This is a genomic window from Streptomyces albicerus (assembly GCF_008905045.1).
In the GTDB taxonomy this organism is placed as follows: domain Bacteria; phylum Actinomycetota; class Actinomycetes; order Streptomycetales; family Streptomycetaceae; genus Streptomyces; species Streptomyces albicerus.
Genome location: NZ_VWMY01000058.1, coordinates 39992 through 55129 on the forward strand (window position 1 = coordinate 39992; position 15138 = coordinate 55129).

The following is a 15138-nucleotide window of genomic DNA, read 5'->3' on the forward strand; positions in this document are numbered from 1 at the left end:
CTTGGCATGATCCTTCGCGCCTGCCGCAGCGCGAGTTTCACCAGATCCGAGGACCCGACCCTCACGTGGCTGGAGGCCCCTGTGCTGATCGGCGTGCCGTCCGACGTAGGTGAGAGTGTGCGGCGAAAGCTGCGGCGGCAGGGCACCGAGATGCTGCGCCGCAAGGCTCTTGAGCTGGGGGAGGCCCGGTGAGCGCTCTCGGAGAGCGAGGCGGGCCGGAGCCGCTGCTGAGGGCTCGGCCGGGCTTTTAGGGGCGCGGGGCTGTGTCGATATGCGGCTCCGCCGCGGGGCGCGACCAGCCACAACCAGCCCGCACCCTCCATACGACCCTTACGACCCTTCCGGCGGAGCTACCCCCGCCCCACAAACGGCATCGCGGTAGCGAGAACCGTCGCGAACTGCACATTCGCCTCCAACGGCAACTCCGCCATGTGCCGCACCGTACGAGCCACATCCGCGACATCCATCACAGGCTCGGGCGCCACTTCCCCGTTCGCCTGCAGCGCCCCTGTCTGCATGCGCTCGGTCATGTCCGTCGCCGCGTTCCCGATGTCGATCTGCCCGCAGGCGATCCGGTAGGGCCGTCCGTCCAGCGACAGCGACTTCGTGAGGCCGGTCAGTGCGTGCTTGGTCGCCGTGTACGGGGCCGAGAGCGGGCGGGGTGTGTGCGCCGAGATCGAGCCATTGTTGATGATCCGGCCGCCCTGCGGGTCCTGCTCCTTCATCTGCCGGTACGCCGCCTGCGCGCACAGGAACGCCCCGTTGAGGTTCGTGTCGACCACGTGACGCCAGGCGTCGTACGGCAGCTCCTCGAACGGTACGCCTCCGGGGCCGAACGTGCCCGCGTTGTTGAAGAGCAGGTCGAGCCGCCCGAAGCGGTCCCGTACAGCGGCGAAGAGTGCGGCCACGTCGTCGGGCCGTGAGACATCGGCGCGTACGCAGAGGGAGGCGCCGGCCTGCGCGGTCGGCTCCTTGGCGTGCGCCGCCTCCGCGAGCGACGCCGTCTCCTCCAGCCGCTCCGCGCGGCGGCCCGCGAGCGCCACCGACCAGCCGGTGCGCAGGAGTTCCACCGCCACGGCCCGGCCGATTCCCGAGCCCGCGCCTGTCACGATCGCGATCTTCGTTTGGTTGGCGTTCATGGCCCCGCAGCGTACGTGAGGGCAACTGGGATTCCGCCATATGGAACTCACTCGTCCGACATCTGACTGTTGTGTACGCGACAGCCCACCGTTGACCCTGGCCACTCCAATGCCTTGTACAACAACCGCCAGGGGAGGGCCAGATGACACCCGCAGGCCACAAGCAACCGTCGCAGCACGCCCCCGAACTCCGCGCCGCCGCCCGTCACCTCGGACGCCGCCGCTTCCTCACCGTCACCGGCGCGGCCGCCGCGCTCGCCTTCGCCACCAACCTGCCGACCGCGGGCGTGGCGGGTGCCGCCGAACTCGACGCGGCGAAGATCACCGAGAACCCCTTCACGCTCGGCGTCGCCTCCGGCGACCCGCTGCCCACGTCCGTGCTGCTGTGGACCCGGCTCGCGCCCACTCCGTACCAGGCAGACTCCGGGCTGCCGCAGGAACGCGTCACCGTGCGCTGGGAGTTGGCCCGCGACGAACGCTTCCGGCAGATCGTCAGACGCGGGGCGGCCATCGCCCACCCCGAGTTCCACCACTCCGTGCACGCCGAGGTCGGCCATCTCGAGTCCGACCGCGTCTTCTACTACCGCTTCCGGGTGGGCAGTTGGGTCAGTGAGACCGGCCGTACGCGCACCGCGCCCTCGTCCCGCTCGCGCGTCTCCGAACTGACGCTGGCCGCGGTCTCCTGCCAGGCGTACCACGACGGGTACTTCACCGCCTACGGCCATCTCGCCGAGGACGACGTCGACGTGGTCGTCCACCTCGGCGACTACCTGTACGAGTACGCGGTCAACTCCGTCGGCGGCGTCCGCAACTACACCGACCAGGTCCTGCCCGACGTGTTCAACCGCGAGACGATCACGCTGGAGGACTACCGACTGCGGTACGCCCTCTACAAGACCGACCCCGACCTGCGGGCCGTGCACGCCGCGCACCCCTTCGTCGTCACCTGGGACGACCACGAGACCGAGAACAACTACGCGGACGACATCCCCGAGAACGACGTACCGCCGGAGGAGTTCCTGCTGCGCCGCGCCGCCGCGTACCGCGCGTACTGGGAGAACCAGCCGCTGCGCCTCCCGCAGCGGCCCGAGGGCCCCGACATGCAGCTCTACCGCCGCCTGACCTGGGGCCGGCTCGCGCAGTTCGACATCCTCGACACCCGGCAGTACCGCACCAACCAGGCCAACGGCGACGGCTGGAAGACGCCCACGCCCGAATCCGAGGCCGAGTCGCAGACTCTGCCCGGGACCGAACAGGAGCGCTGGCTGATCGACGGCTGGAAGCAGTCGAACGCGCTGTGGAACGTCGTCCCGCAGCAGGTCGTCTTCGCCCGCCGCAACCACGCCACCGCCGGCAACACCACCCTCAGCATGGACTCCTGGGACGGCTACCCCGCCTCCCGCAGGCGGCTCCTCGCGGGCGCCGAGGCGGCCGGGGTGGACAATCTGATGGTGCTCACCGGCGATGTTCACGTGTCGTACGGCTTCGACATCAAGCGGGACTTCGCCGACCAGGGGTCGCGCACGCTGGGTACCGAGATCGTCGCCACGTCGATCAGCAGCGGTCGGGACGGGGCCGCGCGGCCCGCCAACTGGGCGGGCTATCTGGCCGCCAACCCGCACATGAAGCACTACAACGGGCAGCGCGGGTATACGACGGTCGCCCTTGGGCGTGACTCGGCGCGGGTGGACTTCAAGACGGTGGCTGCCGTGACGACGCCGGGGGCTGCGATCACGACCGCCGCGTCTTTTGTTACTGAGGTGGGGGATCAGGGGCTGAAGCCGGCGTAACGCTTCGCTGGGAAGGGTGGGGGACTGCGGGTGGTTCGTTGGCCGCGGGCCGTCTGTGGCTGGTCGCGCAGTTCCCCGCGCCCCTAAAGGGGCCCCGGCCCCTCAAGGTGCGCCTCAGCTGAGCTCTCCCGGATAGGTGACGCCGATGCTGTTCCGTACCGCGTCCAGCGTTCGCATCACCGCCAGGGTGCCGTCGAGAGGGACCAGCGGAGACTCGGTCTCGCCTGCCCGTAGGCAGCGCATGACCTCGATGGCCTCGTGTTTGAGGCTGGCTCGTGTCGCGTCGGCCGCGGTGAACTCCTCCGGGTCGCGGCCGTCGCGGTGCAGTACGAAGCGGTCGGCGTGGAAGAAGCCGTACGGGATGTCGATACGGCCCTCGGAACCGGTGACCGAGGCGGAGGTGGACGTGCCGCCGACGAGAGAGCAGTGCAACGAAGCGAGAGCGCCGCTCTCCCAGGAGAGCAGCATTCCCGTCTGGAGATCGACGCTCTCGTCGGAGAGCACCGCTCTCGCCATCACCTCCGAGGGCTCCCCGAGCAGCAGATGCGCGAACGACACCGGATAGACACCCAGATCGAGCAGCGCACCGCCGCCCTGCGCCGGATCCCGCAGCCGGTGGGTGGGCGGGAACGGCCCGGACAGCCCGAAGTCGGCCTGCACCGTGCGGACTTCACCGATGGCGCCCTCGTCGACCAGCGCCTTGAGGCGCCGGATCAGGGGGTTGCAGTACATCCACATGGCCTCCATCAGGAAGGCCCCGCGCTCCTTCGCGAGGCCGACCAGTTCCTCGGCCTCGCGCGCGTTCAGCGTGAACGCCTTCTCGCACAGCACGTTCCGCCCCGCCTCGAGGCACAGCCCAGCTGCCGCCCGGTGCGCCGAGTGCGGAGTCGCGACGTACACGACATCCACGTCCTCGTCCGCCGCGAGGGCATCCCAGCCGCCGTACGCCCGGGGTATCCCGAACCGCTCCGCGAACGTCTTCGCCGACGCCTCGGTGCGCGATGCCACCGCCACCACCTCGGCGTCCGGCAGATCGACCAGATCCGCCGTGAAGGCCGCGGCGATCCCGCCGGTCGCCAGCACACCCCACCGCACGCGTTCTTCCGCCATCCCCAACCCCTCGCTCCGTGAGCACGATGCCCCGACGATCGACGATCGACGATCGACGACTCGATGGTCTCGACCACCTGTACGAGCTGAGAGCATAGGTGCCGGAATCCACACACAGGGAGGGGCACATGCCCGAGCGTGGCCGCACCACGCGGGACCAGGACGGCCCGGAGGGGCACATACCGAACGCGGCGGTCACCGAAGCGGTCTCCGAGACGGTCACCGAGGCAGTCTCCGAAGAGGGCGCGACCGCCGCAGCGACCGCCGCCGGGACCACCGCCTCGTCGATACCGGTACCGCCGCCGGCCGCCCGCCGCTCCGTGGGGCTCCTGGTCACTCTCATCCTCGGCGGCCTCACCGCCGTACCGCCGCTGTCCATCGACATGTACCTCCCGGCGCTCCCGGAGGTCACCGACGCGCTGCACGCGTCCGCGGCCACCGTGCAGCTGACGCTCACCGCGTGCCTCACGGGCATGGCGCTCGGGCAGCTGGTCGTCGGGCCGATGAGCGACAAGTGGGGGCGCCGCCGGCCGCTGATCGCCGGGCTGCTCGTCTACATCGTCGCCACCGCCGTCTGCGCGTTCGCGCCCACCATCGAACTCCTCGTCGCCTTCCGGCTGCTCCAGGGCCTCGCGGGCGCGGCCGGAATCGTGATCGCGCGGGCCGTCGTACGCGACCTGTACGACGGCGTGGACATGGCGCGGTTCTTCTCCACGCTCATGCTGATCTCCGGAGTCGCGCCGATCATCGCGCCGCTCATCGGCGGGCAGGTGCTGCGGATCACCGACTGGCGGGGCGTCTTCTTCATCCTGACCGCCGTCGGGATCGTGCTGACCGCCGTCGTGTGGCGGCTGCTGCCCGAGACGCTCGCGCCCGAGCAGCGGCACGGCGGCGGCGTCGCGGAGGCCCTGCGCACGATGCGCGGACTGCTCGCGGACCGCGTCTTCACCGGTTACATGCTCGCGGGCGGCTTCGCCTTCGCGGCGCTCTTCGCGTACGTCTCCGCCTCGCCGTTCGTGATCCAGGAGATCTACGGCGCCTCCCCGCAGACGTACAGCATTCTCTTCGGCGTCAATTCGGTCGGGCTGGTGGCCGCCGGCCAGATCAACGGCAAGATCCTCGTCGGCCGGGTCAGCCTGGACAAGGTGCTCGCGGTCGGCCTCGGGACCATCACCGCCGCGTCGGCCGCGCTGCTCCTGATGTCCACGGGTGTCTTCGGCGAGGTGGGGCTCGTCCCGATCGCCGTAGGCCTGTTCGTGTTGATGTCCGCGATGGGCCTGTGCATGCCCAACACCAACGCGCTCGCCCTCATGCGCACCCGGCATGCGGCGGGCTCCGCCTCCGCCCTCCTCGGCACCTCCTCCTTCCTCATCGGTGCGATCGCATCACCCCTGGTCGGCATCGCCGGGGAGCACACGGCCGTCCCGATGGCCGTCGTCCAGTTGGCGTGTGCACTGGTGGCCGTCGGCTGCTTCGTGGCACTGTGCCGTCCCTGGCGGAGTCAGGCGGACGTGAAGGGAGCGGACAGCTGAGCGCACCGAGACTGCGGCCCGGCACACCGGAACGTGCCGGGCTCGACCCGGATGAACTGGCTCATCTGGTACGGGAGTTCCACCGGCTCACCGACGGGGACCGGCCCTGGGCCGCCGGTGCCGTACTGGTCGCCGGGCGCGGGCCCGTGATCGCCGTCGAGGAGGCGGCGGGGTGGGCGGTGCGGTACGCCGCGTACGACGAGGCGACGGGCACGGGCGTGCAGCTGCCGCGCCGGGACCGGGTGCCGATGACCGCGCACACCGCCTTCGACCTGGCATCCCTCACCAAGCTCTTCACGAGCGTGGCCGCGGTGCAGCAGCTGGAGCGCGGCACGCTCGGCATCGACGCACGGGTGGGCGCGTATCTGCCGGACTTCACCGCGGCAGCCGAGTACGGCATCACCGTGCGGCACCTGCTCACCCACACCTCCGGACTGCGGCCCGAACTCCCGCTGTACGACTGCCCGGACGACAGGGCGCGGCGCGCGCTGCTGCGGGCCGAGGAACCGGTGACGGCGCCCGGCGGCGCGTACGGCTACTCGGACCTCAACATGCTGCTCCTCCAGCACGTCCTGGAGAGGCTCACCCGGCGCCCGCTCGACGTCCTCGTCCGGGACGGCATCACGCGGCCGCTCGGTATGACGGCCACCGGCTTCGGACCCTGCCCGGACGCGGCGGCGACCGAGGACCAGCGACGCCCCTGGGCCAAGGCGGACCGGGGCATGCTGCGGGGCGAGGTCCACGACGAGAACGCGTGGGCCCTCGGCGGCGTCGCCGGCCACGCCGGCCTCTTCTCGACGGCGGGCGACCTGGCGGTCTTCTGCCGCACCCTGCTGGCGGGCGGCTCCTACGGCACGGCCCGGATCCTCGGCCCCGACTACGTCGAACTCCTCCTCTCCCCACCCGGCCTGGGTTTCGCCCTCGACCAGCCCTGGTTCATGGGCGACCTCGCCGGCCACGGCGCCGCGGGCCACACGGGCTTCACGGGCACGTCCCTGGTACTGGACCCGTCGACGGACACGTTCCTGGTGCTCCTGGCGAACACGGTCCACCCACGGCGCGGGCCCGCGGACAACGGCCCGCGCGCGGCGGCGGCGACGCGGCTGGCGCGGGCGGTGCGGGGCGTGAGCGGTGCGGGGGCATGAGAGCGGTGCGCTGGTCTGTGAGCGGTGATCCCGTCTTTGTGAGCGGTGATCTCGTCGGCGGGCGCCGCGCTGTTCGTGAGCACGGCTCTCTTCTGCGAGCGCCGCTCCCGAGGGAGAGCACCGCTCTCCCTCCCCACTCCGCCACCCCTCGTAGAATTCCCCCGTGACCGCCCCCGTTTCCCCAGCTGAGACCCTGCGTGCCGCCCTGGCGGGGCTGCTCGACGGGCTGCCGCCCAAAGCAGCCGCGCAGGCCGTCGAGCGGCTGATCGTGAACTACCGGGGGACCACCCCGACCGACGCCCCGATCCTGCGCGACCGCGCGGACGTGGCCGCGTACGCCGCGTACCGGATGCCCGCGACCTTCGAGGCGGTACGGGCCGCGCTGGACGCCTTCTCGGAGGTGGTGCCGGAGTGGACGCCGGGCAGCCATGTGGACGTGGGTGGCGGTACAGGTGCGGCGACCTGGGCCGTGAGCGCGACCTGGGGCGAGGAGCGGCCGGTGACCGTGCTCGACTGGGCCGAGCCCGCGCTCGTCCTCGGCCGGGAACTCGCCTCGCGCAACCCGCTGTTGAAGTCCGCCGAGTGGCGCCGCTCTCGTATCGGAGCGGCGCTCACCATCGAGAGCACCGATCTCGTCACGGTGTCGTATGTCCTCGGTGAGCTGACCGAGGACGCCCGTACCGCCGTCGTGGACGCCGCGGCGACCGCCGCCCAGGCCGTCGTGATCGTCGAACCCGGCACCCCGGACGGGTACGCCCGTGTCATCGAGGCCCGCGACCGGCTCATCGGTGCCGGATTCCACGTCGCCGCGCCCTGCCCGCACAGCGCCGCCTGTCCCATCGTGGCCGGCGAGGACTGGTGTCACTTCTCGGCCCGGGTCAGTCGTTCCTCGCTGCACCGGCAGGTCAAGGGTGGCTCGCTGGCGTACGAGGACGAGAAGTTCAGCTATGTCGCCGCCACGCGGTTCCCGGTGACTCCGGTGCCCTCGCGGGTCGTGCGGCGGCCGCAGATCCGTAAGGGGCAGGTGCTGCTCGACCTGTGCGAGGCCGACGAGTTGCTGCGCCGCTCGACCGTGACAAAGCGCCACGGCCTCCTCTACAAGGCGGCCCGCGACGCGGACTGGGGCGACGCGTGGCCGCCCCCGGACCACCCGTCGTGATCCGCATGGGCTTCTTTCGCCCCCGCCGGCTGGAAATCAGCCCCTCCGGCGTTTGAGGAGCGGGGTCTGGGGCGGAGCCCCAGAAGGATGGGACGGGTAGGGGCGGCGGGGGCGAGAACCATCGCCCAAGGCGCCCTCGGCGAGACGTAGCGTCTTGTCGGGCTGGTAGATTCGACGCATGGCACAGACGCCCGCCAAGCCCCCGCAGAGGCCCGCCCCCGACTCCACCCGCCGCAGCGAGAAGTCCCGCCGCGCGATCTACGACGCCGCCCTCGCCCTCGTCGGCGAGGTCGGCTACCCCAAGACCACGATCGAGGGCATCGCCGCCCGCGCCGGGGTCGGCAAACAGACGATCTACCGGTGGTGGTCGTCGAAGGCCGAGGTCCTGCTCGAGGCGTTCATCGACCTGAGCGCCCAGGCGGCGGAGGCCGCGGCCCGGCCCGAGGTCATCGGCGGGGCGGCGGAGTACGAGATCCCGGACACCGGCGATCTGGAGGCCGACCTCAAGGCGGTCCTGCGTGCCACCGTCGACGAACTGCTCGACCCCAAGTTCGAGGTCCCGTCCCGCGCACTGGCGGCGGAGGGCGTCGTCAACAAGCAGGTCGGCGTGGAGTTCGTCACCAAACTCCTCGAACCCCAGCTCCAGCTCTATGTGAAGCGCCTGCGCTCCGCCCAGGAACAGGGCGCCGTACGCCCCGACATCGACCCGCGCATCGCCCTGGAGCTCTTCGTCTCGCCGCTCGCCCAGCGCTGGCTCCAGTACACCGGCCCGATCACGTACGAGTACACGGACAAGCTCGTCGAGTACGCCCTCTACGGCCTCGCTCCACGCTGAACCCAGGCCCTCGCACTCACCCCCGCCCGCATCCTCGCGCGCGCCCGCGCCAACCGCCCCGGCGCGTCCGTGATGATCCCGTCGCAGCCGAGCGCGAGGGCACGGTCGCGCTGGGCCGGGGTCACGACCGTGTGCGCCCACACGCGCGGGATGCCGGACCTGACCGCCCGTACGAGATCGCGGTCGCGGGCCCTGTGGTCCACGTCCAGGACGTCCACGAACGACCGCCACCGCTCGGGCCGGTCCGTACGCATCTGCCGGGCCGAACGCCACAACTGCGAGAGCAGGCCCAGGCGATGGGCGCGCGACGCCACCGCCGGTCGGTTGGAGTTGACCAGCACCGAGTGGGTCAGACCGCGTGCCTTGATCATCGCGGCGAGAGTGCGCAGGCTCGACGGATCCTTGGCCTCCAGCATCAGCACCACCCGCCCGCCGAATCGGTCCAGCACCTCGGCGAGCGTCGGCGGCCGCTCCGAACGCCAGCTGCCCGGCAGTGCGGCCCTGGGGCGCAGCCGGACTCCCTGCCAGTCGCGCCGGTCGAGCGCGTGCACCGGACCGCCCGTGGAGGTGGTGCGGTTCAGGGTCGCGTCGTGCATGACCACCATGGTCCCGTCGCGCAGCATCCGGGTGTCCAGGTCGAGCACTTGGGCCGTACCGCGCTCGTACGCGGCTCTGAGGCCCGACATGCTGTTCTCGGGGACCTCCCGGGCGCCGCCGCGGTGCGCGGTGTAGACGACGCGGGGGAGCGCGGCCACCGTCAGCGCGTGGCCGGCGCTCCATTCGAGCGGAGTGAGCGTGCTGCCCTGTCCCGCGAGGGCCAGCGATGTGAGACCGGCGATACCCCTCAGCGCAGTCCGTGTGACCATGGCGACACCGTAGGCGGGCAAATCATGCCAAAGTATGCAATGACACTCGATCGATGGCCCGGGCGGGCATCGCCCCACCTACCCCGGATGTGGGCTCCGGCCCCCCAGGGCGCAGGATGGTGGGACCATAGGGCATGCTGTCCGCACAACAGCGAGGCGAGGGGATCGATGAGCGCAGAGATGGGCCGCCGCTCGAGCGGGCAGGGCAGGATCTCCCAGTGGCTGCGCGGTAGGCGACGTCATCCCTCGATGGCCGACGCCGGAGACGATTCCAGTCGCGAGGAACTGCTGCTTGCCGCCGCCGGAGCCGGGCTGCCGCTCGCGCCCGCCGCCCATCCCTCCGCCTACCGGTGTTCCTGTGATCGTGTCGGGTGTCCTACCCCCGCGCGGCACCCTCTCTCCTTTGCCTGGCAGACGCAGTCCACGACCGATCGGGCGCAGATCGAGCGGTGGGCCCGGCATCAGCCGTCGGCCAACTTCATCACCGCGACCGGCATGGTGCATGACGTGCTGGATGTTCCGCTGGAGGCGGGGCAGGAGGCGCTGGAGCGGTTGCTCGCGTCCGGTGTCGAGGTGGGGCCCGTGGCTCAGTCCGGGGGTGACCGGATGCTCTTCTTCACTGCCACGCGGGGGACGCCTGAGGACGAGGACGAGTGGTGGCCGTGCGAGTTGGACTGTCATCCGGAGACGATGGATGAGCATCCTGGGTTGCGGTGGCACTGTCGGGGGTCTTATGTGCTGGTGCCGCCTGCGCAGTTGCCCGGCGAGCTGACGGTGGAGTGGGTGCGGGGGCCTGAGCATCCCCTGCCGGATCCGTTGTCGATGCTTGAGGTGCTTACCGATGAGTGTGCTCGGTATGCGGGGGTAGAGCGGGATCATGTTGCGGCGTGGCCCCTTCGGGGCTGACGCCCCTGCCCCGCTGATTGCTTGTCTGCGGGTTGAGTTGGGCTGGTCGCGCAGTTCCCCGCGCCCCTAGAGGGGCGCTGCCGAACCCGCGTTCCTAAAAGGGTCCCTTACTCGCCCTTCGCCGCCGTCAACCCCTGGATCCTGCTCAAGAACTCCACCTGTTGGTTCGCCGCGCCCTTCGGTGGGTCCAGTACCGCCTGGTTGGAGATGGATTCCAGGGTGAGGGACTGCTTGGGTTCGCCTGTCATCAAGGCCTTGACGTCGGCGTTGGTGACGTTGATGGGGACGCCCTGGGCCGCTGTCTGCTTCTGGTAGTGGCGGGTGGTGAAGAAGACGAGGGCGCCGCCGTCCGTGGTGCGCAGGCCCACCGGGGCGTAGTCGCCTGAGGTGAGGGGCTCGTCGATGTACTGCTGGGCGAGGCCGGGGCGGCTCGCGTTCTCCGTCCGGTCGGAGCGCCACTTGGTGGTGTGGGTGCCGGGGGCGAAGATGTCGCCGCCGTCCTTGAGGTAGGTCGCGTAGTCCTGGGGCAGCCTGTTGGGCGAGACCGCCAGGTCGGCCGCGGTCGCCGTGACCGGTTCCGCCCAGCCGTCCTTGTCCTTCTTGAACTCCGGTACGTCCTCGGCGGGGATGATCGTCAGATACGAGACCTTCCAGACCGCGTCCGCGCTGCCCCGGGTGAACACGAGGAGCCAACGGTCCTGGCCCCGGCCCTTGTTGGCCTTCGAGTCGGAGACGAACCAGCGCGGCCAGCCCGCTTTCTCGGGGATCGTGAAGTCGGTGTCGGTGAGCTTCAGCGGCACGTAGTTCGGGTTGCCGCCCGGCTGGTTCTTGTCGCCGGCCTTCAGCTTCGCGCCGTCGATGTCGCCGAGGGCACCGGTGACCCGGTCCGCGTCCAGGGACGGGTCGTTGGCCCCGTTCGCCTCGTTGTACGCGGTCGTGAAGTCCTTCAGGGCACGGGCGGCCTCGGTCTTCGTGGCGCCGGGGAGGATCTCCCGTTCCCCGTGTACCACGACACACCCGCTCGCCGTCACCGACAGCACGGTCACCGACGCCGCTGTCAGCGCGCTCCGGCCAAGCCTGCGAGGCCTACGAGGGCCGCGATCCCTGCTCATCAGGTACCTTTCACCTTCCCCTTCCCGGAGGGGAACCCTACCGGGGCCGGGAAGCGCGCGGACGCCGGGATCACGTACCGCTCCCGGACTGTGATCCATCGCGCCCGCGCCGTGTTCCAGATGGTTCCAGTTCCAGATGGATGTCCGTCTCAGACCTCTTCCGCGACCGGCGCGGGCGTCTTCGACTTGTCCTTGCCGGGCCGCGAGGGAATCAGGAAGAAGATCAGGGTCGGCACCAAGTACGCGGTCCATACGACGACTTGGAGGACGGTCGGGTCGGGCTGGAAGTTGAAGATGCCCTTGAGGAGCGTGCCGTACCAGCTGGTCGGGTCGATGGTGTCGCTGATGTCGAAGGCCTTGTTCGTCAGGCCCGGCAGGAAGTCGGCCTCCTGCAGGTCGTGGAATCCGTACGCGAGGACGCCCGCGGCCACGACGACCAGCATGGCGCCGGTCCAGGTGAAGAACTTGGCGAGGTTGATGCGGACCGCGCCCCGGTAGAAGAGGTAGCCGAGCACGACCGCGGTCAGGATGCCCAACAGGACGCCGATCAGCGGGGCTTCGGTGCCGTCGCTGGACGCGCGCACGGACGCCCAGACGAACAGGGCCGTCTCCAGGCCCTCGCGTCCCACGGCCAGGAACGCCGTCGCGACCAGCGCGCCCGTACCCATCTGCAGTGCCGCGTCCAGCTTGCCGTGCAGTTCGGCCTTCAGATGGCGGGCCGTCCGCCGCATCCAGAAGACCATCCACGTGACCAGGCAGACCGCGAGGATCGACAGCGAACCGCCGAGCGCCTCCTGCGCCTCGAACGTCAGCTCCTGGGAGCCGAATTCGAGTGCGCAGCCGAAGGCGAGGGCGAGTCCCACCGCGACGCCGATGCCGATCCAGACGGGCTTCAGGGCGTCCCGGCGGTCCGTCTTCACCAGGTAGGCGATGAGGATGCAGACGACGAGGCTCGCCTCGAGACCCTCGCGCAGGCCGATCAGATAGTTCGCGAACACGGCCTACGCCTCCTTGGAGTCCTTGGCGAACAGCGCCCGGCCCCACCAGTCGTCCTTGTCGCGGACGCCCGGCGGGATCGCGAAGATCGCTGAACCCACGTGCTGGATGTACTCGTTGAGCGGGTCGATCGCGAGGCTGCGCTGCACCGGGATGAAGCCCTTGCGCACGTCCCGCTGGTAGGCGAGGAAGAACAGGCCCGCATCCAGGCGGCCGAGCCCGTCCGTGCCGTCCGTGAAGGAGTAGCCGCGGCGCAGGAGCGTCGCCCCGTCGTTGGAGTCGGGATGCGCGAGCCGCACGTGCGCGTCGGGCTTCATCGCCTTCAGGAACGGCTCGTCCCGCTCCTTCGCCTTGCCGACCGGCGCACCCTCGCCCTTGTCGCGGCCGAAGATGTCCTCCTGCTCCTGCAGCGGGGTCCGGTCCCAGGTCTCGACGTTCATACGGATCCGGCGTGCCACGAGATACGAGCCGCCGGCCATCCAGTCGGGACCGTCCTTCTCGCCCACCCACACGAACTTCTTCAGGCGATCGCTCTCCGTTCCCGCGATATTGCGGGTGCCGTCCTTGAAGCCCATCAGGTTGCGCGGGGTCTGCTCCTCCGGCGTCGTCGACGAGGTCTTGCCGAAGCCCAGCTGGGACCAGCGCATGACGACCTTGCCGAAGCCGATCCTGGCGAGGTTGCGGATGGCGTGCACCGCGACCTGCGGATCGTCCGCGCAGGCCTGAATGCACAGGTCGCCGCCGCTGCGGTTCCTGTCCAGGTTGTCGCCCGCGAACTTCGGCAGGTCCACCAGGGCCTCCGGCCGCCGGTCCGCGAGCCCGAACTTCTCGAACAGGGACGGCCCGAAGCCGATCGTGAGCGTGAGCCGCGACGGCTTGAGACCCAGCGCCTCACCGGTGTCGTCCGGCGGCGCCTCGGCCAGACCGCCGTACGCACCCTCACCCACCGCCCGCCCCGCGGTCACCCGCCGAGCGGCCTCCGTCCAGTCCTTGAGCATCTGGACGAACTCGGCGCGGTCCTCGGTCTTCACGTCGAAGGCGGCGAAGTGCAGCCGGTCCTGCACCGGGGTGGCGATGCCGGCCTGGTGCGTGCCGTGGAAGGCGACCGCGGCGCCCGACTCGGCCGCGGTCGGCTCGACGTCGTCGCCCGTACGGGCCATCACCACCGCGCCGCCGGCCGCGGCGGCACCCAGCGCGAGCCCGGCACCGCCCCAGCCGATCAGCGAACGCCTCGACGGGGCACGGGAGTTGTCGTCGGCCGGAGTGCCGGCGGTGTCGCTGGTTCCGGGCTCGGTGTTTTCGGTCTCGGTCGTGTCCGTCATGGCTGATGACCCTCGCTGGCTTCTACTTCACGACGGCGGCGGCGAGCTTGGACAGCGGCTCCGCGAGCGCGTTCACCGCGTCCGAGAGCTCCTTGCGCTCGGCCTTGCCGACCTTGTCGTACGAGGTGAACTCGTAGGAGTTCTTGTCCTCGCGGTACTTGTCGAGCAGCGTGTTCAGCGCCGCGAACTGGGTGTCGAGCTCCTTGGTCAGTGCCGCGTCGTTCTCCGAGGCGACCGGCTTCAGCAGCTCGTACGACTTCTCGGCGCCCTCGACGTTCGCCTTGAAGTCGACCAGGTCGGTGTGTGAGTAGCGCTCCTCCTCGCCGGTGACCTTGCCGGTGGCGACCTCGTCGAGGAGCTCCTTGGCGCCGTTGCCCATCGAGGTCGGGGTGATCTCGGCCTTGCCGACCCGCTTCTGCCAGTCGGTGAGGTCCGCGATCAGCTGGTCGGCGAGCTCGGAGTCGCGGTCGGTGAGCTTCTTGTCCTTCCAGAGCGAGCGCTCCAGGCGGTGCCAGCCGGTCCAGTCCTTCTCCAGGTCCTGGCCCTCCTCCAGACCGTCCTCGCGGAGGTCGACCTTGGGGTCGATGTCTCCGAAGGACTCGGCGACCGGCTCGGTCCGCTCCCAGCCGATGCGCGAGTCGGCGTACGCCTTCTTCGCGGCCTCGATGTCGCCGTCCTTGACCGCCTGCGCGAAGACCTTCGCCTTGGGCAGCGTCTCGTCGGCCTGCGTCTGCGCGTAGGCGCGGTAGTCGGCGACGGCCGCGTCCAGCCGCGGGTCGCGCTTGGCGACCTTGCCGCCGCCGGTGGCCGTGACGTCCTGGCGGATGCCCTTGCCCTTCATGCCCGGCTTGCAGGCGATCCGGTACGCGCCCGCCTCCACCTCGGCGGTGACCTTCTGGCTGGTGCCGGGGCCTATGTTCTCGCGCTCGGTGACGATCCGGTCGTCGGGGAAGAGCAGGTAGACCTCGGTGACCTTGGAGCCCTTGTTCTCCACGTCGATCTGGACGTGCCCGGCCGGGAACTCCTTCTTCGACACCTCGCACTTGGTGTCCGTGGCGGTCACCTCGATGACGTGGTCGCCGCCCGAGGCGTCGCTCTTCTCGGTGCAGCCCGTGACAGCGGCCAGCGCCGCCGCGGTCGCGGCGGCGGTGACGACGGAGAGTCGGACGGCTCGCATACAGGCTCCAAGAGATTCACGAGAGAGGCGGAGATTTCTGGTGAGGCGG

14 protein-coding genes are annotated in these 15138 nt (G+C 70.4%); 7 read left to right on the top strand and 7 right to left on the bottom strand.

What is annotated here, in order from left to right; genetic code table 11:
• The first annotated feature begins 6 nt into the window (after positions 1–6).
• Positions 7–192, top strand: a complete 186-nt coding sequence (locus tag GAS53_RS40320; protein ID WP_151482722.1) for a hypothetical protein — start codon at positions 7–9, stop codon at positions 190–192.
• 158 nt (positions 193–350) lie between these two features.
• Here the strand turns inward: GAS53_RS40320 and GAS53_RS40330 are convergent, their stop codons facing one another.
• Positions 351–1139, bottom strand: coding sequence for an SDR family oxidoreductase (locus GAS53_RS40330; protein WP_151482723.1), 789 nt, complete (start codon positions 1137–1139; stop codon positions 351–353).
• Between the two features lie 143 nt (positions 1140–1282).
• On the opposite strand from GAS53_RS40330, the gene GAS53_RS40335 reads away from it, so the two are divergent.
• Complete coding sequence (locus tag GAS53_RS40335) at positions 1283–2929, top strand: alkaline phosphatase D family protein (RefSeq protein WP_151482724.1); 1647 nt, start codon at positions 1283–1285, stop codon at positions 2927–2929.
• 114 nt (positions 2930–3043) lie between these two features.
• On the opposite strand, the gene GAS53_RS40340 is transcribed toward GAS53_RS40335, so the two are convergent.
• A complete protein-coding gene (locus GAS53_RS40340; protein ID WP_151482725.1) occupies positions 3044–4039 on the bottom strand; it encodes a Gfo/Idh/MocA family protein in 996 nt (331 codons plus the stop codon).
• Between the two features lie 128 nt (positions 4040–4167).
• On the opposite strand from GAS53_RS40340, the gene GAS53_RS40345 reads away from it, so the two are divergent.
• The 4 genes from GAS53_RS40345 to GAS53_RS40360 all read left to right on the top strand — a co-directional run bounded on the left by GAS53_RS40345 (position 4168) and on the right by GAS53_RS40360 (position 8710).
• Positions 4168–5571, top strand: a complete 1404-nt coding sequence (locus GAS53_RS40345) for a multidrug effflux MFS transporter (protein ID WP_151482726.1) — start codon at positions 4168–4170, stop codon at positions 5569–5571.
• On the top strand, positions 5523–6716 hold the full coding sequence (locus GAS53_RS40350; protein WP_151482727.1) for a serine hydrolase domain-containing protein: 1194 nt from the start codon (positions 5523–5525) through the stop codon (positions 6714–6716). Before GAS53_RS40345 ends, GAS53_RS40350 begins: the two co-directional genes overlap by 49 nt.
• A 163-nt stretch (positions 6717–6879) precedes the next feature.
• Positions 6880–7875: a small ribosomal subunit Rsm22 family protein gene (locus tag GAS53_RS40355; RefSeq protein ID WP_151482728.1), complete on the top strand. Its 996-nt coding sequence runs from the start codon at positions 6880–6882 to the stop codon at positions 7873–7875.
• 178 nt (positions 7876–8053) lie between these two features.
• Complete coding sequence (locus GAS53_RS40360; RefSeq protein WP_151482729.1) at positions 8054–8710, top strand: TetR/AcrR family transcriptional regulator; 657 nt, start codon at positions 8054–8056, stop codon at positions 8708–8710.
• Here GAS53_RS40360 and GAS53_RS40365 read toward each other — a convergent pair.
• Complete coding sequence (locus GAS53_RS40365) at positions 8689–9576, bottom strand: glycerophosphodiester phosphodiesterase (RefSeq protein WP_151482730.1); 888 nt, start codon at positions 9574–9576, stop codon at positions 8689–8691. The two genes, GAS53_RS40360 and GAS53_RS40365, sit on opposite strands and share 22 nt — an antisense overlap.
• Before the next feature lie 168 nt (positions 9577–9744).
• On the opposite strand from GAS53_RS40365, the gene GAS53_RS40370 reads away from it, so the two are divergent.
• The gene (locus GAS53_RS40370) at positions 9745–10482 is read left to right on the top strand and encodes a bifunctional DNA primase/polymerase (protein WP_151482731.1); all 738 of its coding nucleotides are present in this window, start codon (positions 9745–9747) and stop codon (positions 10480–10482) included.
• A gap of 107 nt (positions 10483–10589) precedes the next feature.
• Here GAS53_RS40370 and GAS53_RS40375 read toward each other — a convergent pair whose 3' ends face one another.
• The 4 genes from GAS53_RS40375 to efeO all read right to left on the bottom strand — a co-directional run bounded on the left by GAS53_RS40375 (position 10590) and on the right by efeO (position 15089).
• Positions 10590–11594 (bottom strand): hypothetical protein, encoded by a 1005-nt coding sequence (locus GAS53_RS40375; RefSeq protein WP_151482732.1) that lies wholly within the window; start codon positions 11592–11594, stop codon positions 10590–10592.
• A gap of 149 nt (positions 11595–11743) precedes the next feature.
• Positions 11744–12592 carry an iron uptake transporter permease EfeU gene (gene efeU / locus GAS53_RS40380; protein ID WP_151482733.1) on the bottom strand — a complete coding sequence of 283 codons (849 nt, stop codon included), beginning with the start codon at positions 12590–12592 and terminating at the stop codon, positions 11744–11746.
• Between the two features lie 3 nt (positions 12593–12595).
• On the bottom strand, positions 12596–13912 hold the full coding sequence (gene efeB / locus GAS53_RS40385; RefSeq protein ID WP_151482734.1) for an iron uptake transporter deferrochelatase/peroxidase subunit: 1317 nt from the start codon (positions 13910–13912) through the stop codon (positions 12596–12598).
• 22 nt (positions 13913–13934) lie between these two features.
• Positions 13935–15089 carry an iron uptake system protein EfeO gene (gene efeO, locus GAS53_RS40390; RefSeq protein ID WP_151482735.1) on the bottom strand — a complete coding sequence of 385 codons (1155 nt, stop codon included), beginning with the start codon at positions 15087–15089 and terminating at the stop codon, positions 13935–13937.
• Positions 15090–15138 lie beyond the last annotated feature (49 nt).

Bases quoted from the DNA above. Each gene is read 5' to 3' on its own strand.
- GAS53_RS40360 (WP_151482729.1), top strand. From the start codon at position 8,054: ATGGCACAGACGCCCGCCAAGCCCCCGCAGAGGCCCGCCCCCGACTCC.
- efeB (WP_151482734.1), bottom strand. From the start codon at position 13,912: ATGACGGACACGACCGAGACCGAAAACACCGAGCCCGGAACCAGCGAC.
- GAS53_RS40370 (WP_151482731.1), top strand. From the start codon at position 9,745: ATGAGCGCAGAGATGGGCCGCCGCTCGAGCGGGCAGGGCAGGATCTCC.
- GAS53_RS40345 (WP_151482726.1), top strand. From the start codon at position 4,168: ATGCCCGAGCGTGGCCGCACCACGCGGGACCAGGACGGCCCGGAGGGG.
- GAS53_RS40330 (WP_151482723.1), bottom strand. From the start codon at position 1,139: ATGAACGCCAACCAAACGAAGATCGCGATCGTGACAGGCGCGGGCTCG.
- GAS53_RS40365 (WP_151482730.1), bottom strand. From the start codon at position 9,576: ATGGTCACACGGACTGCGCTGAGGGGTATCGCCGGTCTCACATCGCTG.
- efeO (WP_151482735.1), bottom strand. From the start codon at position 15,089: ATGCGAGCCGTCCGACTCTCCGTCGTCACCGCCGCCGCGACCGCGGCG.
- GAS53_RS40340 (WP_151482725.1), bottom strand. From the start codon at position 4,039: ATGGCGGAAGAACGCGTGCGGTGGGGTGTGCTGGCGACCGGCGGGATC.
- GAS53_RS40320 (WP_151482722.1), top strand. From the start codon at position 7: ATGATCCTTCGCGCCTGCCGCAGCGCGAGTTTCACCAGATCCGAGGAC.
- GAS53_RS40375 (WP_151482732.1), bottom strand. From the start codon at position 11,594: ATGAGCAGGGATCGCGGCCCTCGTAGGCCTCGCAGGCTTGGCCGGAGC.
- GAS53_RS40335 (WP_151482724.1), top strand. From the start codon at position 1,283: ATGACACCCGCAGGCCACAAGCAACCGTCGCAGCACGCCCCCGAACTC.